Origin of the sequence: Phenylobacterium sp. LjRoot225 (genome assembly GCF_964252855.1) — a bacterium.
GTDB lineage: Bacteria > Pseudomonadota > Alphaproteobacteria > Caulobacterales > Caulobacteraceae > Phenylobacterium.
The window spans coordinates 332,574-352,181 of record NZ_CAXUPL020000003.1; the positions used below are offsets into that span (position 1 = coordinate 332,574).

The 19,608-nt window shown below is 69.0% G+C and carries 21 protein-coding genes, 1 tRNA gene and 1 pseudogene; 12 read left to right on the top strand and 11 right to left on the bottom strand.

The window, feature by feature from the left end; translation table 11 throughout:
- Nucleotides 1-5: 5 nt before the first annotated feature.
- The gene (locus ACSQ2B_RS16730; RefSeq protein ID WP_436051566.1) at nt 6-2,135 is read right to left on the bottom strand and encodes a TonB-dependent siderophore receptor; all 2,130 of its coding nucleotides are present in this window, start codon (nt 2,133-2,135) and stop codon (nt 6-8) included.
- Nucleotides 2,136-2,682: 547 nt separating this feature from the next.
- On the opposite strand from ACSQ2B_RS16730, the pseudogene ACSQ2B_RS16735 reads away from it, so the two are divergent.
- Nucleotides 2,683-2,939: pseudogene (locus ACSQ2B_RS16735) on the top strand (DUF3313 family protein); the annotation flags it as partial.
- A 6-nt stretch (nt 2,940-2,945) separates the two neighbouring features.
- Complete coding sequence (locus ACSQ2B_RS16740) at nt 2,946-3,545, top strand: GFA family protein (RefSeq protein ID WP_436052592.1); 600 nt, start codon at nt 2,946-2,948, stop codon at nt 3,543-3,545.
- 143 nt (nt 3,546-3,688) lie between these two features.
- Here ACSQ2B_RS16740 and ACSQ2B_RS16745 read toward each other — a convergent pair.
- Both ACSQ2B_RS16745 and ACSQ2B_RS16750 read right to left on the bottom strand, forming a co-directional pair.
- Nucleotides 3,689-3,763, bottom strand: a tRNA-Gly gene (locus tag ACSQ2B_RS16745).
- A gap of 83 nt (nt 3,764-3,846) precedes the next feature.
- Nucleotides 3,847-4,590 carry a DUF6065 family protein gene (locus ACSQ2B_RS16750; protein ID WP_436051568.1) on the bottom strand — a complete coding sequence of 248 codons (744 nt, stop codon included), beginning with the start codon at nt 4,588-4,590 and terminating at the stop codon, nt 3,847-3,849.
- 315 nt (nt 4,591-4,905) lie between these two features.
- On the opposite strand from ACSQ2B_RS16750, the gene ACSQ2B_RS16755 reads away from it, so the two are divergent.
- The 4 genes from ACSQ2B_RS16755 to ACSQ2B_RS16770 all read left to right on the top strand — a co-directional run bounded on the left by ACSQ2B_RS16755 (nt 4,906) and on the right by ACSQ2B_RS16770 (nt 7,296).
- Nucleotides 4,906-5,427 (top strand): prolyl-tRNA synthetase associated domain-containing protein, encoded by a 522-nt coding sequence (locus ACSQ2B_RS16755; protein WP_436051569.1) that lies wholly within the window; start codon nt 4,906-4,908, stop codon nt 5,425-5,427.
- Between the two features lie 67 nt (nt 5,428-5,494).
- Nucleotides 5,495-6,400 carry a tetratricopeptide repeat protein gene (locus ACSQ2B_RS16760; RefSeq protein WP_436051570.1) on the top strand — a complete coding sequence of 302 codons (906 nt, stop codon included), beginning with the start codon at nt 5,495-5,497 and terminating at the stop codon, nt 6,398-6,400.
- Between the two features lie 19 nt (nt 6,401-6,419).
- A complete protein-coding gene (locus ACSQ2B_RS16765; protein ID WP_436051571.1) occupies nt 6,420-7,082 on the top strand; it encodes an LON peptidase substrate-binding domain-containing protein in 663 nt (220 codons plus the stop codon).
- Between the two features lie 10 nt (nt 7,083-7,092).
- Complete coding sequence (locus ACSQ2B_RS16770; protein WP_436051573.1) at nt 7,093-7,296, top strand: Trm112 family protein; 204 nt, start codon at nt 7,093-7,095, stop codon at nt 7,294-7,296.
- Between the two features lie 123 nt (nt 7,297-7,419).
- Here ACSQ2B_RS16770 and ACSQ2B_RS16775 read toward each other — a convergent pair whose 3' ends face one another.
- From ACSQ2B_RS16775 to ACSQ2B_RS16795, 5 genes are all read right to left on the bottom strand, one after another.
- Complete coding sequence (locus tag ACSQ2B_RS16775) at nt 7,420-8,670, bottom strand: UbiH/UbiF/VisC/COQ6 family ubiquinone biosynthesis hydroxylase (protein WP_436052593.1); 1,251 nt, start codon at nt 8,668-8,670, stop codon at nt 7,420-7,422.
- A gap of 116 nt (nt 8,671-8,786) precedes the next feature.
- Complete coding sequence (locus ACSQ2B_RS16780; RefSeq protein WP_436051575.1) at nt 8,787-9,602, bottom strand: enoyl-ACP reductase FabI; 816 nt, start codon at nt 9,600-9,602, stop codon at nt 8,787-8,789.
- Between the two features lie 247 nt (nt 9,603-9,849).
- Nucleotides 9,850-11,061, bottom strand: a complete 1,212-nt coding sequence (gene fabB, locus ACSQ2B_RS16785) for a beta-ketoacyl-ACP synthase I (protein WP_436051576.1) — start codon at nt 11,059-11,061, stop codon at nt 9,850-9,852.
- 34 nt (nt 11,062-11,095) lie between these two features.
- Nucleotides 11,096-11,632: a 3-hydroxyacyl-[acyl-carrier-protein] dehydratase FabA gene (gene fabA / locus ACSQ2B_RS16790; protein WP_436051578.1), complete on the bottom strand. Its 537-nt coding sequence runs from the start codon at nt 11,630-11,632 to the stop codon at nt 11,096-11,098.
- A 56-nt stretch (nt 11,633-11,688) separates the two neighbouring features.
- A complete protein-coding gene (locus ACSQ2B_RS16795; RefSeq protein WP_436051579.1) occupies nt 11,689-12,243 on the bottom strand; it encodes an SH3 domain-containing protein in 555 nt (184 codons plus the stop codon).
- Between the two features lie 108 nt (nt 12,244-12,351).
- On the opposite strand from ACSQ2B_RS16795, the gene ACSQ2B_RS16800 reads away from it, so the two are divergent.
- A complete protein-coding gene (locus ACSQ2B_RS16800; protein WP_436051581.1) occupies nt 12,352-13,338 on the top strand; it encodes a 2-hydroxyacid dehydrogenase in 987 nt (328 codons plus the stop codon).
- 37 nt (nt 13,339-13,375) lie between these two features.
- On the opposite strand, the gene ACSQ2B_RS16805 is transcribed toward ACSQ2B_RS16800, so the two are convergent.
- Together ACSQ2B_RS16805 and ACSQ2B_RS16810 are read right to left on the bottom strand one after the other, a co-directional pair.
- Nucleotides 13,376-14,026 (bottom strand): O-methyltransferase, encoded by a 651-nt coding sequence (locus tag ACSQ2B_RS16805; protein ID WP_436051583.1) that lies wholly within the window; start codon nt 14,024-14,026, stop codon nt 13,376-13,378.
- Nucleotides 14,023-14,769 carry a HesA/MoeB/ThiF family protein gene (locus tag ACSQ2B_RS16810; RefSeq protein ID WP_436052594.1) on the bottom strand — a complete coding sequence of 249 codons (747 nt, stop codon included), beginning with the start codon at nt 14,767-14,769 and terminating at the stop codon, nt 14,023-14,025. The genes ACSQ2B_RS16805 and ACSQ2B_RS16810 overlap by 4 nt, the downstream gene beginning before the upstream one ends.
- Nucleotides 14,770-14,854: 85 nt before the next feature.
- Between ACSQ2B_RS16810 and hslV the strand changes: the two genes are divergently transcribed.
- Nucleotides 14,855-15,406, top strand: coding sequence for an ATP-dependent protease subunit HslV (hslV, locus tag ACSQ2B_RS16815; protein ID WP_436051584.1), 552 nt, complete (start codon nt 14,855-14,857; stop codon nt 15,404-15,406).
- A 162-nt stretch (nt 15,407-15,568) separates the two neighbouring features.
- Nucleotides 15,569-16,873: an ATP-dependent protease ATPase subunit HslU gene (gene hslU, locus ACSQ2B_RS16820; protein ID WP_436051585.1), complete on the top strand. Its 1,305-nt coding sequence runs from the start codon at nt 15,569-15,571 to the stop codon at nt 16,871-16,873.
- Between the two features lie 124 nt (nt 16,874-16,997).
- Here the strand turns inward: hslU and ACSQ2B_RS16825 are convergent, their stop codons facing one another.
- On the bottom strand, nt 16,998-17,471 hold the full coding sequence (locus ACSQ2B_RS16825; RefSeq protein WP_436051587.1) for a DUF2244 domain-containing protein: 474 nt from the start codon (nt 17,469-17,471) through the stop codon (nt 16,998-17,000).
- 240 nt (nt 17,472-17,711) lie between these two features.
- Here ACSQ2B_RS16825 and nth point away from each other — a divergent pair, with 240 nt between their 5' ends.
- The 3 genes from nth (at nt 17,712) to ACSQ2B_RS16840 (ending at nt 19,562) form a co-directional block, all read left to right on the top strand.
- Nucleotides 17,712-18,410, top strand: a complete 699-nt coding sequence (gene nth / locus ACSQ2B_RS16830) for an endonuclease III (RefSeq protein WP_436051589.1) — start codon at nt 17,712-17,714, stop codon at nt 18,408-18,410.
- Nucleotide 18,411: 1 nt separating this feature from the next.
- Nucleotides 18,412-19,326 carry a transcriptional regulator GcvA gene (gcvA, locus tag ACSQ2B_RS16835; protein WP_436051590.1) on the top strand — a complete coding sequence of 305 codons (915 nt, stop codon included), beginning with the start codon at nt 18,412-18,414 and terminating at the stop codon, nt 19,324-19,326.
- 89 nt (nt 19,327-19,415) lie between these two features.
- Complete coding sequence (locus ACSQ2B_RS16840; RefSeq protein WP_436051592.1) at nt 19,416-19,562, top strand: hypothetical protein; 147 nt, start codon at nt 19,416-19,418, stop codon at nt 19,560-19,562.
- Nucleotides 19,563-19,608 lie beyond the last annotated feature (46 nt).

The following is a 19,608-nucleotide window of genomic DNA, read 5'->3' on the forward strand; positions in this document are numbered from 1 at the left end:
GCGGATCAGAACTGGATCGAGGTGGTGAGCGCGACATTGCGCGGCGCGCCGGGATAGACCCCGTCGATCCGCCCGTCACTGCCGTTCACGAAGTGCCGCTTGTCGAAGAGGTTGTTGACCTTGACGGCGACGCGCCATGTCTCCGCCTCGTACCGCAGCGAAGCGTCGACCCGCACGTAGGGGGCGAGGGTGAAGGCGCCGCCGAGGTCGTTCACTTCGCGCCGGCCGACATAGGCGCCGCCCATGGCCACGCTCCAGCCGGCGAGCCGCTCGTTCTGCAGGGCGTAGCTCGCCCAGAGGCCGGCGCTGGTGTTCGGCACGTTCGCAGGCCTGCGGCCCACCGCCCCGGCGCGGGTGTCGCGGGTGATGCGGACATCCATCAGCGAGAGGCTGCCGGTGATGTCGAAGCCAGGCGCCGGCCGGACGCGCGCGTCGACCTCGACCCCTTCGCTGGTGACCTCGCCGGTCTGGATGTTGAAGCCCTCGTGGTCCAGATCCGGGACGCTCATGTTGCGCTTGCGGATCTGGAACGCCGCCATGGTGAGGAACAGGCGGTTGTCGAACAGCTCGGTCTTCACGCCGACCTCGTACTGCTTGCCGATCGTCGGCTTAAAGAGCTCGCCTGCGAAATCCTGGCCCACCACCGGGACGAAGGACTGGCTGAAGCTGCCGTAGAGCGACACCTTGTCGTTCGGCTGCCAGACGAGCCCCACGCGCGGCGAGTAGCCGTCGGTCGTCGCCTTGGACGTCGTGTTTCGCATCAGGTTGTCCGAGATGCTTTCCGAGCGGTCGTAGCGGAGGCTCGCCATGGCCTTCACCTTCGGGCTGAGCTCGATCAGGTCCTGGATGTAGACGCCGTCGGCGTTGATCGTCGAGACGGTGTTGCTGCTCTCGCGGAACCCCCGGGCCACGAAATTCCCGTAGACCGGCGCATAGATGTTGATCCGGTTGGAGGCGACCAGAGTGTTGCCCTGGAAGGTGTGGTCGCCGCTCTTGTAGCGATCGAGGTCTCCGCCGATCAGCACCTTGTGCCGGACGCCGGCCGGGCCGGTGAACTCTCCCGCCAGCTCCAGTTGCGCGCTCACCTGCTCGTCGAACCCGGTGCGCGGCCCCAGCCGGTCGCGGTCGATCAGGCCGGTGGCCAGGTCGAGGGTGGTGTTCACGAAACGGGTGCGGACGTTGTTGCTGTCGGACCTGGAGAACAGCACCGCCTGACGCACCCGCCAGGTCGGGCTGAACGCATGGTCGAGGGTGTAGCTGACGAGCTGTTCCCGCACCTTGCGGAAGTCGGTCGGCTCGCTGACCAGGGTGGTGATCGATACGGGCGCGGGGCCGGCGGCGGTGGACGGCAGGCCGCGATCCCAGGACCGGTTGTCGTCCAGCGCCTCGAAGTTGAAGAGGATCCGGGTGTTTTCGCCCGGCCGCCAGCTGATCGCCGCCGAGCCGAAGTTTCGCTTGGCGAACGAGTGGTCGCGGAAGTTGCCGCCGTCCTGGAACGCGCCGACCACCCGCGCGCCCAGCTTGCCGTCGGCCGTCATCGTCGAAAGATCGACCGCCGGATTGACGTAGCCGAAGCTGTCGACCAGCAGGCTCACCTCACGGAAGGGGGCGGCCAGCGGCTCCTTGGTCACATAGTTGAGCGTGCCGCCCGGCTCGGAGCGGCCGTAGAGGGCCGAGGCGGGCCCCTTGATGACCTCGATCCGTTCGATCGCGGCGAGGTCGCGCAGAGACGCGCGCCGGTCCGGATAGCCGTTGCGCAGGAAGTCGCTCGTCGAGAAGCCGCGGAAGATGAAGCTGTCGCCGTTCAGGCTGGTGTTGCCGCGCGCCACGCCGCTGACCTGCTGGACGACGTCTTCGACGCGAAGCGCCACCAGGTCGCGGATGAACTCGCCCGAGACGACCTGGATCGATTGGGGAATGTCGCGCAACGGCGCGTCGACCTTCGCCGCCCCGACCTTCATCGCCCCGTCCTTCACTGGGCGGGCGCCGTTGACGACGATGGCGTCCGCCTCTGCGAAGACCTGTTCTTCCGACTCCTCCGCCCAGGCTGGAGGAGCCGACAGGATCGCCGAGGCGAGGACCGCGAGCGCCGCCCCATTTCGACCCTTGGCGGCCACGCCGGAAACCGCCCGCACATCTCTCATCCTACCCCCAAGCCTCGCCGCACCCTTCGGGGCCGGATCGGTCCGTTCCGAAGGGCCGACCCGCTTCGGGCCGACCGCTGACGTCCGCAGCCCGACCTGCCCGACACGGCGCCGCTTGCTAATATTGCGACGCATTCGCATTAGCAACACATTCTGGCGGCCGGACCGTTCGGCGCCTGCCTTTCGGGCGTCTGGTTCTTGGTCTGGCCGCCGCAGAGGGATGATGGAGGCCCGCTGGAGGTTGCGCGCCTGCCGGAACCGGGCCGCCAGGCCTTCATCGACGGGACATGCGGTCCCCATCAAACCTCAATCGATGACCGACAGAGATCGCCTGCGGTCCGAGGCCTCGCGCCGCCGACCGATCGCCCCACCCCCAGGGCCGACAGGAGATTGACCTTGATCGAGACGCTTTCGAAGACCGGCGCGTTCGCCCCGCAACCGTGGCGGCCTGATCGCCGTCCTGGCCGCCGGCGCCGTCCTTGCCGGATGCGCCAGCGCCCCTCCGGTCGCCGATACCGGTCTGGAGTCCTCGCCGCAGCTGCTCCCCAACAGCGGCGACAAGTCCGGGCGCACGCCGTTTCGCTACGTCGCGCCCGTCGACTGGAGCCGGTACGACAAGGTGATGGTCGAGCCGGTCGCGATCTATCGCGGCGCCGACGCCCAGTTCGGCAAGATGGGCGACAAGAATTCACCGCGGCGCTCGGCCGGTCGTTCAAGCTCGTGTCCCGACCCGACCCAAACACCCTGCGCGTCCGCCTCACCCTGACCGGCGCAAAGGCGTCGAACCGGGTGCTGGCGCCGATGCTGCATTTCGATCTCGCCGGCGGCTCCTACAACGCGGTGCGGACGATCTCGTCAAACGGCTTCGCAGCGACTGATGCATCTGGCTGCGGCGCAAGTTCGACGCCGCCGCTTCTGGCAGGCGGGAACCGGCGCGCGCGCCGCCGCTTACTCCCGTTGGATGATCATGCGGAAGCGAGCGCCGTGGCCGAGCAGCATTATGAGGGCGGATGCCACTGCGGCGCCGTCCGCTACGCCGTCGACATCGACCTCGAAAAAGGCACGCTGCGCTGCAACTGCTCGCTGTGCAGCAAGAGCCGCGCCTGGTTCGCTTTCGCGCCCGCCGACAGGTTCCGGCTGATGCGCGGCGGCGGCGATCAAATCCACTATCGCTGGACGCCGCCCGGCAAGCCGCGCCCCAACCTTACCTATCATATCTGCAGCACCTGCGGCGTGCGCACCCATGCGGAAGGGATGGACCCGCGGGGCGCCGCGACCGTCGCGGTTCAGGTCGCCACGCTCGAAGGAGCCGACCCTGACATGCTCGCGAAGTCGATCCGCTATGTCGATGGCCGGCACGACCACTTCGACCGAGAGCCCGACAACGTCGACGCGCTCTGAATTGAATAGGCGCCACGGCGTATCCGGACGTGGCGCGCAGAGCTATGGCGCGTTCCCTTCCGATCGCTAGTCGGGCGTCGTCCCCAAACGCAGAACGCCTCCCTTTCGGGAGGCGCTGTCGCTCAATTTCCGTTGGAAGAAATTGGAGCGGGCGAAGAGATTCGAACTCTCGACCCCAACCTTGGCAAGGTTGTGCTCTACCACTGAGCTACGCCCGCGCTTCTTGAAACCAGATCCGCTGTGCGGCCCCCAATTTCGAGAGGCCGGCTTATGGCAGAGGGTCCGGCGGTTGGCAAGCGCCTCAGCCGCGGAATTTTGGGGACTTCAGGCGGCGCTTGTTCACGTGCCCTTCCGGGGCCGGCGCGACCTCCTCGGGGAACTCGCCCTTGAAGTAATAGCGCTGCCACGCCGCCTTGGTGGCCTCGGGGTCCTGGCGGAAAATCTTCTGATTGAACTCGCTGCGGTGCTTCTCCCAGACGTCGTACTGGTGGCGCAGCTCCGCGTTGGAATCCATCCGCCGGATCACCGGCTGGATCTCGTGCAGGGGGTGGTCCTGGGTGAGGGTGATGAAGCAGAAGGGCTCGCCCTTGTCGAAGTGGACCTTGCCCGGCCGGGTGAAGACCCAGTTCATCGTGAAGGGGAAGGGCAGCCAGTCGGTCTCGACCACGCCGGCCAGGGGCTGGAGCCCGTCCTTGATCTGGTTGGGCGGTCCCATCACCCACATCGACCAGCCCGGCGGGGTGCGGAACAGATAGCCCGGGTGGAAGGTCACGACGCCGTGGCTGAAGTGGCTGGTGGCGAAACGATGGAAATCAGGGTTCGGGCGGTCGGGCGTCAGCTTGATGTCGCTCTGATGCAGGCCCCCGGTCCATTCGGCGGTGAAGCCCGTCGGGCAGAGCAGCTCCCAGCCCGAGGTGTTGGCCATGCTGAGCGGCAGGCAGCGGTAGGGGTGGCGCTCAGTGAAGCGGTCCATCCAGTCCCGCTGCGGCCGGCCCGGCACCAGCTCCGGCGGCCGTTCGGTGGTGGGGTAGCACTCGAGTTCCATGGCGCTCTCGACGTCTCGGGGTCGTCGACCTCTAGGCACCGGGAGGGGTGGCGTCCAGCGCCGTCAAGGGAACCACGGAAGGCACGGAAAACACCGAAGAGGATTTGTCCACGAAATACACGAAAGCGGCGGCGCTCAGAGTGCGCGGTTTGCGGAGCCGGAGGGCCACGAATGGACCGGCCTCTGGCCGGTCGATCGAGGGGCGCGGCCGTTCGGGTTGCTCCGCTCCTTTCGTGTATTTCGTGTATTTCGTGGACAAGAAACCGACCCACGGCGCCTGAACGGGCGCGCTGAAGTCGGCTATGAACCCCGCCCATGAAGACCAAAGCCGACCTGCTGGCCTTCCTCGACGAGATCGGGGTCGCCGCGACGACCCACGAGCATCCCGCCGTCTTCCGGGTGGGGGAGGGCGAGGAGATCAAGGCGGCGCTTCCGGGCGCCCACACCAAGAACCTGTTCCTGAAGGACGCCAAGGGCCAGCTCTGGCTGATCTCGGCCGAGGACCGCAGCGTGATCGACCTGAAGCGGCTTCCTGCAGTGATCGGTTCGGCGCGCCTGTCGTTCGGCGCCGAGGCGCTGATGGTGGAGACGCTCGGCGTGACCCCAGGCTCGGTCACCGCCTTCGGCCTGATCAACGACGCCGAACGCCGGGTGCGCTTCGTGCTCGATCGCGCGCTCGCCGAGGCGGCGGCGGTCAACTTCCATCCGCTGACCAATACGGCGACCACCCGCGTGGACCAGGCGGGCCTGCGGCGCTTCTTCCAGGCGCTCGGCGTGGAGCCGATGATCGTCGATTTCCAGACGTTGGCGCGGGTGGAATGCGCTGAGGCGCGTTGAACCGCGGCCAAGGTGCGACCATCTTGGGGCCGCAAGAGTTTAGACCACGAGAGTTGAGGGCGGAGAGATGACCCTGATTGGCGAGACCACCGGCAAGCCGGCCGGCGACATCATCAAGGATGCGACCGACGCCAGCTTCGTGGTCGATGTGATCGAAGCCAGCCGCGTGCAGCCGGTGATCGTCGACTTCTGGGCGCCCTGGTGCGGGCCGTGCAAGCAGCTGGGCCCCGCCCTGGAACGCGTCGTCAAGGCGGCCAAGGGCGCGGTCAAGCTGGTGAAGATCGACATCGACAAGAACCCCGCCTTCGCGGGCCAGTTGCGCGTGCAGTCGATCCCGGCGGTGTTCGCCTTCGTGGGCGGCCAGCCGGTGGACGGCTTCATGGGCGCGGTTCCGGAGAGCCAGCTGAAGACCTTCGTCGAGCGGCTGGCGAAGTCGGGCGCCGGCGGCGCGGACGACGGGATCGAAGACGCCCTGGCCATGGCGCGGGAATCGCTCGAGCTGGGCGATCTCGGCGGCGCGGCCCAGGCCTACGCCCAGGTGCTGCAGCACGACCCCGAGAACGTGAAGGCGCTGGGCGGATTGGCGCGGGTCTATCTCGCCGGCGGTGAAATGGACCGCGCGCAGCAGATCCTGGAGATGGCGCCCGCCGACGCCAAGGATCCCGACCTCGACAGCGTCCGCGCGGCCCTGGCGCTGGCGGCCGACGCGCCGGCCGACGTGCGCGAGTTCCAGGAGCGGCTGACGCGCGACCCGGCCGACCACGAGGCCCGGTTCGAGCTGGCCAAGGCCCTGGGCGCCCACGGGCGGCTGGACGAGGCGATGGACCACCTGCTGACGATCATCGAGGCGGACCGCGAGTGGAACGAGCAGGCGGCGCGCAAGCAGCTGCTCGTCGTCTTCGAGGCGGCCGGCCAGATGTCGGAGCTCGCCAAACAGGGACGCCGGCGACTGTCTGCGATACTGTTCAGTTAGGCTTTCTCGGAGAGCGCCCATGGCCGGATTCAGACGGACCGCGGACCTGCCGCAGGTGATCCCGGTCTTTCCGCTCGACGGCGCCCTGCTGTTGCCGGGCGGCGAGCTGCCGTTGCAGATCTTCGAGCCGCGCTATCTCAACATGGTCGACGACGTCATGGGGGGGGACCGGATCATCGGCATGATCCAGACCCTGCCGGGCGGCGACCGCGAGCGGCCGCGCCTGGCGGCGGTCGGCTGCGCCGGGCGGATCACCAGCTTCGCCGAGACCTCGGACGGCCGCTATCTGATCACCCTCACCGGCCTCTGCCGGTTCGAGCCGGGCGAGGAGATGGCCATGCGGCTGCCCTATCGCCAGGCGCGCGCCATCTACGCCCCCTTCGAGGCGGACCTGTCGGAGAACGAGAAGACGCCGGTGCCGGCCGACGCCCGCGACCGCTTCGCCCACGCCCTGAAGCGCTATCTGAACCGCCGCGACCTCGACATCGACTGGGAGACCGCCAGCGGCGCGCCGCTGGAGGCCCTGGTCAACAGCCTGGCCATGGGCCTGCCGTTCGACCCGCAGGAGAAGCAGGCGCTGCTGCAGGCGCCGGACCTCACCGGCCGCTTCGACGTGTTGACCACCCTGCTGGAGATCGACTCCGTCGACGACGGCGATGACGAGAACCATTCGGTGCAGTAAGGGTCTGCCCATGAGCGAACCCGCCGTCTCCGAGGTCGATGTCGACCCGCGCCTCCTGGAAATCCTGGTCTGTCCGGTGACCCGGGGGCCGCTCGAACTCGACCGCGCCAAGGGCGAGCTGATCAGCCGCAGCGCCAAGCTGGCCTACCCGATCCGCGACGGCGTGCCGATCATGCTGCCGGAAGAGGCGAGGGAGCTGGCCGAGGGGGAGTAGGGCGGCGCGGAACGCCCCCTCAGTCGCTTCGCGACAGCTCCCCCGCACGCGGGGGAGCAGCAGCGCCTCGCTCCTCCACCGCGAAGCGGGGGAGGTGGCTCGCGTAGCGAGACGGAGGGGGCGCTAAAGCGCCTCGCCCTTCAGCAGGCGCGGCAGGTCGCCGACGCCGCCGCCGGCCTCCTGCATGAAGAAGCGCCGGGCGGGGCCGATCCGGTTGACCGCGGCCATGCCCGCGCCGCGGACCAGCCGCAGCAGCGGATTGTCGTTCGAGAACAGCCGCACGAAGGCGTCCATGCCGGCCGAGAGGGTGACGGTGTCGAACCGTCGCCAGGCGGCGTAGCGGGCCAGCACCGCCTCGGAGCCGATATCCTCGCCGAGCCGCCCGGCGTCGACGATGGTTTCGGCCAGGGCCGCTGCGCCCTTCAGGCCGAGGTTCAGCCCCTGGCCGGCGATCGGGTGCACCCCGTGCGCCGCGTCGCCCAGCAGGGCCACGCGCGGACCTGAGAGCCGCTCCGCCAGCTGCAGGGTCAGCGGATAGGTGAAGACCGGCCCCTGGACCTCAGCCGTCCCGAGGTGCTCGCCGATGCGGCGCTGAAGATGGGCGTGGAAGACCTCGGGGCGGGCGGCCTTGAGGGCGGCGCCGCGGCGGACGCTCTCGGTCCAGACCAGGCTGGCGCGCTGTTCGGTGAGGGGCAGGATGGCGAAGGGGCCGGACGGCAGGAAGAACTCGTGCGCGGTCCCGCCGTGCGGCCGCTCCAGCTTGACGGTCGCGACGACGCCGGTCTGGCGATAGTCCCAGCCGAGGGCGCCGATGCCCGCCGCCTCGCGGATCACCGAGCCCCGTCCTTCGGCGCCCACCACCAGCGGGGCGTGCAGGACGCGGCCGTCGGCCAGGGTGACGCTCGCCGCGCGCGGGCCGAAGGTCGCGGCGACCACGCGCGCCGGCGCCAGGACCGCGACGCCGGCGTCTTCCAGCGCCTGGGCGAGGGCGGCGCGGGTGCGGCGGTTCTCCAGCATGTAGCCGAGCGGCTCGCCGTCGCAGCGGTCGGCGATCTCTTCGGCGTCGAATTGCAGGAAGAAGGGGCCGGGGCCGCGCGTCAGCGGGCCGGGGGCGCGGCCGTCGGTGACCAGGATGTGCTCGATCCGCTCGGCATAGGGCTCCAGCATCGGCGCCAGGCCCAGCGCCCGCCACTGGCGAAAGGCGGCGTAGGCGATCGCCGAGGAGCGGCCGTCGAAGGTCGGCGCCAGCTGGGCGCTGAACACCACCGGATCGATCAGCAGCGGCTTCAGCCCGGCCTTTGCCAGCGCCAGGCCGAGCGTCGCCCCGGCCATGCCGGCGCCCGCGATGATCACGTCGGCGTCGAAGGTGTCCATATCATCCACCGCTCATCCCGGCGAAAGCCGGGACCCAAGCTGAATAGCAGACCTGATGCGGCGCGGGCGATGGCGCGGCCGCTTGGGTCCCGGCTTTCGCCGGGATGAGCGGAGTTTTATTCGCCACCCTCGTCGTCGGAGAAGCCCATGATGTGGAAGCCGGCGTCGACGTGGATCACCTCGCCGGTGGTCGACTGGCCGAGGTCCGACAGCAGCCACAGGGCGCAGCCGGCGACGCCTTCCATCGAGGTGTCTTCCTTCATGGCCGAGAGCGAGCGGCCCTTGGCCAGCATGCCGCGGCCGCCCTGGATGCCCGCCAGCGACAGGGTGCGCATGGCGCCCGGCGAGACGGCGTTGACGCGGATGCCCTTGGGCCCGAGGTCGCGCGCGGCGTAGCGGGTGGCGCTCTCCAGCGCCGCCTTGGCCACGCCCATGGTGTTGTAGTTCGGGATCGCCCGCTCCGAGCCCATGTAGGTGAGGGTGATGATCGAGCCGCCGTCCGGCATCAGCTCGGCCGCGCGCCGGGCGCAGTCGACGAAGCTGAAGGCGGAGATGTTCATCGCCCGCAGGAAGCCGTCGCGGGTGGTGTTCTCGACGAAGGAGCCCTTCAGCTCGTCCTTGTTGGCGAAGGCGATGGCGTGGACGAAGAAGTCGATCGTTCCGAAGGCCTCCTTCACCGTGGCGAAGGCGGCGTCCATCGAGGCGTCGTCGGTGACGTCGACGGCGGCCAGGGTCTTGACGCCGATGCTGTCGGCCAGCGGCTGGACGCGACGCTCCATGCCCGGCAGGTGCAGGAAGGCCATCTCCGCGCCCTGGGCGGCCAGCTGCGAGGCGATGCCCCAGGCGATCGACTGGTGGTTGGCGACCCCGGTCACCACGCCCCGCTTGCCCTTCATCAGCTCGCCCTTGGGCATCTGGTAGTCATCGGCCACGGGGTTTTCTCCAATCCACGATCGTGCTTGGGGGCGGTTTAATGCGCCTGCCATGCTGTGTCATCCCGGACACGGGCGGTCCTTCTCCCCTTGTGGGAGAAGGTGGGCCGCGAAGCGGGTCGGATGAGGGGTCTCTCAGACGTCCCGGGTCGGCGGCGACGCCGCTGTCGAAGCGGAGGTCATCTTCGACCCCTCATCCGTCGGGCTGGCGCCCGACACCTTCTCCCACAAGGGGAGAAGGGGCGCGTCAAATGCGGCGCATCACCAAACAGCCGTTGGTGCCGCCGAAGCCGAAGCTGTTGGACATCACCGTGGTCAGCTCGCGGTCGGCGCGCTGGCGCAGGATCGGCAGGTCGGCGAAGGCCGGGTCGAGGTTTTCGATGTTGGCGCTCTCGGCGGCGAAGCCGTTGTTGAGCATCAGGAGGCTGTAGATCGCCTCCTGCGCGCCGGCCGCGCCGAGGCTGTGGCCGGTCAGCGACTTGGTCGAGGAGATCAGGGGGGGCTTGTCGCCGAAGACCTGGCGCACAGCTTCCATTTCCTTGGAGTCCCCCACCGGCGTCGAGGTGCCGTGCGGGTTCAGATAGTCGATGGTGGGGTTCCCGGCCTGCTCCAGGGCCAGGCGCATGCAGCGCGCCGCGCCTTCGCCTGAGGGGGCGACCATGTCGTAGCCGTCGGAGTTGGCGGCGTAGCCGACGATCTCGCCGTAGATCTTGGCCCCGCGCGCCCTGGCGTGCTCCAGCTCTTCCAGCACGACGATGCCGCCGCCGCCGGCGATGACGAAGCCGTCGCGGTCGCGGTCATAGGCGCGGCTGGCGACGCTCGGCCGGTCGTTGAAGTTGGAGCTCATCGCGCCCATGGCGTCGAACAGGTTGGAGAGCGTCCAGTCGAGCTCCTCGCAGCCGCCGGCGAAGACGATGTCCTGCTTGCCCATGGCGATCTGCTCGAAACCGACGCCGATGCAGTGGGCCGAGGTGGCGCAGGCCGAGGAGATGGAGAAGTTCAGGCCGCGGATCTTGAACCAGGTCGACAGGGTGGCCGAAGGGCCCGAGCTCATCGCCTTGGGCACGGCGAAGGGGCCGATTCGCTTCGGGCCCTTGGTGCGGGTGATCTCGGCGGCCTCGACGATGGTGCGGGTCGACGAGCCGCCGGCGCCGACGATCAGGCCGGTCCGCTCGTTGGAGACCTCGGCCTCCTCGAGGCCGGAATCCCGAATCGCCTGCTCCATGGCGATGTGGCCGAAGGCGGTGCCTTGAGCCAGGAAGCGCGCGGCGCGCCGGTCGACCAGGGACTCCCAGTCGATCTGCGGCGGGGCGTGCACCTGGCAGCGGAAGCCGAGCTCCGCATACTCCGGCGCGGCGACAACGCCGCTCTTGGCTTCGCGCAACGACGTCAGCACCTCGTCGGCGCTCACGCCGATGGATGAGACGATACCCAGTCCGGTGACGGCCACACGGCGCATCAGCTGATTTCCTCCGTCCCTGGTGGTCGTTCGATCAGCTCAGGTCCTGGGCGGCGAACAGGCCGACCCGCAGGTCCTTGGCTTCATAGATGGGTTTTCCATCGGCGAGCAGAAGGCCATCGCCCACGCCCATGACGAGTTTGCGCATGATCACACGCTTCAAATCGATCTTGTAGACGAGCTTCTCGACCTTGGGGGTGACCTGGCCGGTGAACTTGACCTCGCCGACGCCGAGCGCCCGGCCGCGGCCCTGCGCGCCCGACCAGCCGAGGAAGAAGCCGACCAGCTGCCACATGGCGTCCAGCCCCAGGCAGCCCGGCATCACCGGGTCGCCGATGAAGTGGCAGGCGAAGAACCAAAGGTCGTCGGTGATGTCGAGCTCGGCCTCGATGAAGCCCTTGCCGTTGACGCCGCCATCGGAGGTAATTTTCACGATGCGGTCGAACATCAGCATCGGCGGCGCCGGCAGCTGGGCATTGCCTGGCCCGAACATTTCACCCCGGGCGCAGGCAAGGAGGTCTTCCTTGGTGAAGCTCGAGGGGCGGACCTCGGCGGCGATTTCGATGCTCATGGCGATGGGCTCAATCAGAATGAGCGTCAGGCCCTAACATGATGCGCACGACAGGCTCAACGGGCGCCTGTCGTTCCGTGTGTCTGGCCGTGAGTTCGGCCGGGGCGGCATTGGATGGCCTCGGACGTGCCCCAGAGCTTGCTTTCGGGCATCCAGCCCGAGACATCGTCGGCCTTCACGCGGCACCAGCCCTCCTCGCAACGGACCAGGGCGGCGAGGGCTCGCGGGTTCAGATAGGCGACGACGTGGGAGACGTCTTTCGGCCGCCGGCGGAGCGGCAGGGGGGTCGCTTGCATGTTCATCGCCGTGCGGCGGCCGTCGGTGGTGCGCTTGTGGACCCAGACCAGCTCGCCCTCGGGATCGCAGATCCGCCGCCATTCGGCGGTTTCGGCGACGACCTGCACCGGCAGGCCGCGGACGCGATAGACCCAGAGCAGCCGGTGATCGTCGCCCGGCCCCGCGCGAGCGTTCACCTTGTCGAACTTCAGCGAGACATAGCGCGGCACCGGCAGGCCCGAGGGCGTCGCCCGGTCGGCCGCTTCTGCCGCGCCTGCGACAAGGGCCGCCCCCAGCGTCGCCGCCGCAAGCAGCGCCCGCATCATCACCGCCATCCGTTCGCCTCGCCTTGGCCGCACAGGGCCCCTTTGCTAGAGGTGGTCCGTAGAGATCGATTGCGCCGGCGACGCGGCGTCCCTCAAGGTCCCCTTTTCAGTTCGCACATGGCCGCCCGCAAGCCGAAAGTCATCGTCACGCGCAAACTGCCGGACCCGGTCGAGACCCGGATGCGGGAGCTTTTCGATACTGAGCTCAATCTGACGGACGAGCAGATGGGCCGCGCGGCGCTCGAGGCCGCCGTCGCGCGCGCCGACGTGCTGGCCCCCACCATCACCGACAAGATCGACGCCGCCCTGCTGGAGAAGGCCGGTCCGCAGCTGAAGCTGATCGCCAACTTCGGCGCCGGCGTCGATCATATCGACGTGACCGCGGCCACCGAGCGCGGGATCACCGTGACCAACACGCCTGGCGTGCTGACCGAGGACACCGCCGACCTGACGCTCGCGCTGATCATGACGGTGGCCCGCCGGATCGTGGAGGGCGCCAACGTCGTCGAGACGGGCGGTTTCAAGGGCTGGTCGCCCACCTGGATGCTGGGGCGGCGAATCACCGGCAAGCGCCTTGGCATCATCGGCATGGGCCGGATCGGCCAGGCGGTGGCGCGGCGCGCCAAGGCCTTCGGCCTGCAGATCCACTACCACAACAGAAAGCCGGTCTCGGTGCGCATCGCCGAGGAGCTGGAGGCCACCTACTGGGAGAGCCTCGACCAGATGCTGGCGCGGATGGACATCATCTCGGTCCACTCGCCGCACACGCCCGCCACCTACCACCTGCTGTCGGCCCGGCGGCTGAAGCTGCTTCAGCCGCACGCCATCGTCATCAACACCGCCCGCGGCGAGATCATCGACGAGAACGCCCTGGCCGATCTCCTGGCCGCCGGCGCGATCGCCGGCGTGGGGCTGGATGTCTTCGAGTTCGAGCCGGCGATCAATCCGAAGCTGCTCAAGCTGCCCAACGCCGTGCTGCTGCCGCACATGGGCTCGGCGACGATCGAGGGGCGGATCGACATGGGCGAGAAGGTGATCATCAACATCCGCACCTGGATGGACGGCCACCGTCCGCCGGACCGGGTGATCCCGGCGATGCTTTAGAAGTCAAAGCCCTCTCCCCGGAAGCGGGAAGAGGGCTCTATTTGACCCGGATCAGGCAGAAGCCGTCCCAGCCCTTCGAGCCGACGGTCTGGACCGCCGTGGCCGCGACCCGCGGTTCGGCGGCGATCAGCTCGTTCATGCGCCGCACGCCCAGCGCATTGGCGTCGTTCCCCGGCTGCAGGACCTTGCCGGCGCGCACCACATTGTCGGCGACGATCACGGTCCCCGGGCGGGCGAGCTTCAGCGACCAGAGGAAATAGTCCGGATAGCCGCTCTTGTCGGCGTCGATGAAGATGAAGTCGAAGGGGCCTTCGAGGCTCGGCAGGGCAGCGATCGCCGCGCCCACCTTGACCTCGACCTGGTCGGCGAAGCCGGCGCGGGCGAGGTTCTTGCGGGCGACCTCCGCATGTTTCGGCTCGTATTCCAGGGTGACCAGCCGCCCGTCCGCGGGCAGGGCGCGGGCGAGCCAGATGGTCGAATAGCCGCCGAGCGTGCCGATCTCGAGGATGCGCCTGGCGCCGGTCATCTGCGCCAGCAGCATCAGGAGCTTGCCCTGGTTGGGCGCGACATTGATGGCCGGCAGGCCGGCCGCCTGGCTGTCCGCCAAGGCCGCGTCGAGCGTCGGGTCGGGCGCAAGCAGCGCCTCGGTCAGATAGTGGTCGACCTCGGTCCAGGCCTCCTGGCTCATGGCGTCTTCCCTCCGCAGATGGGGCAATCCGGGTCCGCGCCCACCCGGACGGTGCGGGTCTCGGCGGCGAGCGCGTCGTAGATCATCAAACGGCCGGCGAGGGATTCTCCGGCGTTGACGATCAGCTTGATCGCCTCCAGCGCCATCATCGAGCCGACCACGCCGGCCAATGCGCCGACCACGCCGACGGCGACGCAGGTCTCCGCGTCCGGCGGGATCTCCGGCACCAGGCACTGGTAGCAGGGCTGGCCCTGGAACACGCCGACCTGGCCGGTCCAGCGGCCGATGGCCCCGGACACCAGGGTCCTGCCGTGGCGCACGCAGGCGGCGTTGACGCACATCCGCGTGGCGAAGTCGTCCGTGCCGTCGAGCACCAGGTCGACGCCGGCGACCAGCTTGTCGGCGGTGGTCTCGTCGAAGGCCCCTTCGAAGCCGGCGACGAAGATGTGCGGGTTGAGCGCCGCGAGCCGGTCGGCGGCGCTTCCGGCCTTCGGCCGTCCAACGTCGCTCTCGGCGTAGATGATCTGACGCTGCAGGTTGGAGCGGTCGACCACGTCCGGGTCGGCCAGCAGCACCGTCCCGACCCCCGCCGCGGCGAGATAGAGGGCGGCGGGAGAGCCCAGCCCGCCGGCGCCGACGATCAGCACGCGGGCGGCCTTGAGCTTCTGTTGCCCTGGGCCGCCGACCTCGCGCAGCACCAGGTGCCGGGCGTAACGTTCGACTTCCTCGTCGGTGAAGCTCATTGGGGTGAAACTCATCGGGGGAAACTCATGCGCGAATGCTCGCCTCGCCTTGACCTCGCCACACGCCCTGGCCACATGCCCGACCATGGGCCAAGCTTCCACGACCTTCCCTGACTGGCATGGGACCACCATTCTAGCCGTCCGCAAGGGCGGCTCCACCGTCATCGCGGGCGACGGCCAAGTCTCCATGGGCCAGACCATCGTCAAGGGCAACGCCCGCAAGGTCCGCAGGCTGGCGGGCGGCCGGGTGGTGGCGGGTTTCGCCGGGGCGACCGCGGACGCCTTCACCCTGATCGAACGGCTGGAGACCAAGCTCGAACAATATCCCGAGCAGCTCACCCGCGCCTGCGTCGACCTGGCCAAGGACTGGCGGACAGACCGCTACCTGCGCAGGCTGGAGGCGATGCTGATCGTCGCCGACGCCTCGACCATCCTGACCGTGACGGGCGTCGGCGACGTCCTGGAGCCGGAGAGCGGGGTCGCCGCCATCGGGTCGGGCGGCAACTACGCCCTGGCGGCGGCCCGGGCGCTGATGGACACCGACCTCGACGCCGAGGCCATCGCCCGCAAGGCGATGAGCATCGCCGCCGACATCTGCGTCTACACCAACCGTGAGCTCACGGTTGAGACGTTGTAGGGCCGTGGCCGAACGCCCCCTCCGTCTCGCTGCGCGAGCCACCTCCCCCGCGTCGCGGTGGAGGATCTGGGCCGAAGATGCTCCACCGCAACGCGGGGGAGCTGTCGCGAAGCGACTGAGGGGGCGTTCGGCGGCCGCCATCAACTCAGGCGAACTGACCCAATGACCGAATTTTCCCCCCGCGAGATCGTCTCCGAGCTCGACCGCTTCATCGTCGGCCATCAGGAGGCCAAGCGCGCCGTCGCCGTGGCGATGCGCAACCGCTGGCGGCGCCGGCGGGCGCCCGCCGACCTGCAAGACGAGATTACGCCGAAGAACATCCTGATGATCGGCCCCACCGGCGTCGGCAAGACCGAGATCGCCCGCAGGCTCGCGCGCCTGGCCCAGGCGCCCTTCCTCAAGGTCGAGGCCACCAAGTTCACCGAGGTCGGCTATGTCGGCCGCGACGTCGACCAGATCGTCCGCGACCTGGTGGAGAGCGCCATCGCCATGGTTCGCGAGAAGCGCCGCGCCGGGGTGCGCGCCAGGGCCGAGGCCGCCGCGGAAGAACGCATCCTCGACGCCCTGACGGGCCCCGGCTCGACGGCCGCGCGGGAGTCGTTCCGCCGCAAGCTGCGCGCCGGCGAGCTGGACGAGAAGGAGGTCGAACTGACCGTCGCCGACTCCGGCCCGGCCATCCCCGCCTTCGACATCCCCGGCCAGCCGGGCGCCCAGATGGGCATGCTCAATCTCTCGGACATGTTCGGCAAGGCGTTCGGCCAGCGCACCAAGGTGCACAAGACCACCGTCTCCGCCGCCTGGACGCCGCTGATCGCCGAGGAGAGCGACAAGCTGCTCGACCAGGAGGCGCTCACCCAGGAGGCGCTGGAGCTGGCCGAGAACCAGGGCATCGTCTTCATCGACGAGATCGACAAGGTGGCCAGCCGGTCCGATCGCGCCGGCGCCGACGTCAGCCGCGAGGGCGTGCAGCGCGACCTGCTGCCGCTGATCGAGGGCACGACGGTCTCCACCAAGTACGGGCCGGTGAAGACCGACCACATCCTGTTCATCGCCTCGGGCGCCTTCCACGTCGCCAAGCCCTCGGACCTGCTGCCCGAGCTGCAGGGCCGGCTGCCGATCCGGGTGGAGCTCAAGGCCCTGACCCGCGACGACCTGCGCCGCATCCTCACCGAGCCTGAGGCCAACCTGATCCGCCAGCACCAGGCGCTGCTGGCCACCGAAGGCGTGACGCTGAGCTTCACGGAAGAGGCGATCGACGCCCTGGCCGACGCCGCCGTCACGGTGAACAGCTCGGTCGAGAACATCGGCGCGCGCCGGCTGCAGACGATCCTCGAGAAGGTGCTGGAGGAGATCAGCTTCACCGCCGGCGACCGCTCCGGCGAGAGCCTCTCGATCGACGCCGAATACGTCCGCGTCCGGGTCGGCGAGCTGGCCCAGAACGCCGACCTGTCGCGGTTCATTCTGTAGGGGCCGAGCGCCCCCTCAGTCGCTTCGCGACAGCTCCCCCGCTCGCGGGGGAGCAGCGGGCTTCGCTCCTCCCCCGTGCAACGGGGGAGGTGGCTCGCGCAGCGAGACGGAGGGGGCGTTCGTTTCAGCTCCGCTCCCGCTTGGCGCGCCAGATCGCCCGCTCCAGGGCCTTGGCGAAGTCGGCGCGTTCGCGCGGGCTTAGCGCTGCGGCCACCTCGGCCTCGCGGCCGGAGAGGGCGAGCTTCAGCGCCACCGTGCGCTCGTCTTCCGTCTCGACGCGCACGCGGGTGAAGGCGGTGGGGGATTCCCAGACCAGCCGGGTCCATTTCGGGGTCTCGTGCGTGACGCGGATTTCGCTGGCGGAGACCTGCACGCGCTCGATGCGCTTGGCGGCGCTGAAGCTGACCAGGAAGGCGACAATCACCGCCAGGACGTCAAAGCCGAGGAAGAAGGGCACGAGGACCGCCCCCATCGCCAGGAAAACCGCCGCCGAGAGGCAGTTGGCGAGCGTGACGATGCCGATCAGCACGATGAATCCCCGCTCGGACAACGAACGGTTCGGCCGGATCTCCGCGTCCATGTAGAGGGGCGAGGCCATGGCGGAGAGAATAATCCTCCGCGCGGCGACGCTCCAGCGCCGCGAAGGCAGATGGGCTTCTACAAAATGCCCGTCATCCCGGACGGACGGCAGGCCGAGCCGGGACCCAGGGGGTTCTGCAGTGCGTGGGGCCCTGGGTCCCGGCTCTCCGCTGCGCTTCGGCCGGGATGACAGTCTAGGTTGAGGTTAGGGGTTCAGACGCGTGACAACCGAGCCGCCTCGCGCCATCTTCCGCCGCCCATGGCCAAGCCCGCAGCCAAACCCCGCGCCCCATCCCGCGCCAAGCGCGTCAGCCCCGCAGAGCAGGCGAGGGTCGCGGCCCTGTTCGAGCGTTTCGAGAGCCAGGAAAGCGATCCGCGCACCGAGCTCGACTATGACAGCCCCTACACCCTGGTGGTGGCGGTGGCGCTCTCGGCCCAGGCGACCGACGTCTCGGTCAACAAGGCGACGCGCAAGCTGTTCGAGGTCGCCGACACGCCGCAGGCGATGCTGGCGCTGGGGGAGGCGGGGCTGAAGCCCTTCATCTCCTCGATCGGGCTCTACAACACCAAGGCCAAGAACGTCATCGCGCTCTCGCGCATCCTCATCCAGCAGTACGCCGGCGAGGTGCCGCTGGACCGCGAGAAGCTGCAGGCGCTGCCGGGCGTCGGGCGCAAGACCGCCTCGGTGGTGCTGAACGAGCTGCGCATCGAGCCGGCCATCGCCGTCGACACCCACGTCTTCCGCGTTTCGCACCGGCTGGGGCTGGCCGACGGCAAGACGCCGGACCAGGTCGAGGCCCAGCTGATGGCGATCGTGCCCGAGCCCTACCTGACGCGGGCCCACCACTGGCTGATCCTGCACGGACGCTACGTCTGCGTGGCCCGGCGGCCGAAGTGCGAGGAATGTTCGGTGGCCGACCTCTGTCCGTCGCGCCACCTTTTCGTCAACGGGCGGTGAGGTGACCACGTCGCGGCTGCCGCTGAACGCGCTGCGCACCTTCGAGGCCGCCGCGCGCTTCCAGAGCTTCCTCAAGGCCGCCGACGAGCTGGCGGTGACGCCGGGCGCGGTCAGCCGGCAGATCAAGGCGCTGGAGACCGAGCTGGGCTTAAGGCTCTTCGAGCGCTTCAACCGCGCGGTGCGGCTCACCGCCGCCGGCGAGCAGCAGGCGGAGGGCGTGCGCCAGGGACTGGCGATGATGCAGACCGCTGTCGCCGAGGCCCAGGGCGCCCGGGCGGGACCGCTGACGGTCAGCGTCATGCATTCGCTGGCGGCGCGCTGGCTGGTGCCGCGGCTGCATGATTTCCAGCAGCGCTATCCCGACATCCAGGTGATGATCGCCGCCTCGGACCTGGCGGCCGACCTGGTGCGCGACCGTATCGACATCGCCATCCGCTACTCCGTGGAGCCTCCGCCGGGCCTGGCCGCCACCCGCCTGATCGCCACCCGGATGTTCCCGGTCTGTAGTCCGAAGCTGTTGCAGGTTCAGCCGCTGAAGGAGCCGCGCGACCTGGCCCAGGCCCACGCCCAGCTGCTGTCGGATGTTTACATCATGCCCACGGAGGCCACCTGGCGGCACTGGCTGGACGCCGCCGGCGCGCCCGAGGTCGATACGACCCAGGGGTTGCAGTTCAGCAACATCTACCTGGCGATCGAGGCGGCGCTGGCGGGGCGCGGCGTGGCGCTGGCCCAGGAGGCCATGGTGGTCGACGACCTTGCGGCGGGGCGGCTGGTGCGGCCTTTCGACGTCGCCATCTCGGGGCCCCACAGCCACTGGATCGTAACCCTGCCGGAAAAGGCCGAGCTTCCGGCGATCCGCCGCTTCCGCCGTTGGCTGATCGAGCAGGCGAAGCGGGACGGCCTCTATCCCGAGTGATTTGAGATCACCTGAACGGTGTTCTTCTCCTTTGTCAGGGGAGCTTTGCAGGCGCATTCAGCTGTCCGGAACGCAACTGGAGGCGCGTCATGACCTGCCTGGCCATCGAATCTGAATTCAACCTGTCACGGCCCAGCAAGTGGGATCTGATCCGCGGCGGCGTCTTCTGGGGCTTCATCCTGCTTGTGATCGTGTCACCGGCGATTCTCAGCGCCCTGATCCTCTTGCAAGGCTAAGCTGTCGCGTTGCCCCGTCGGGGCTTTCCCTGTAAGCCGCGCACGC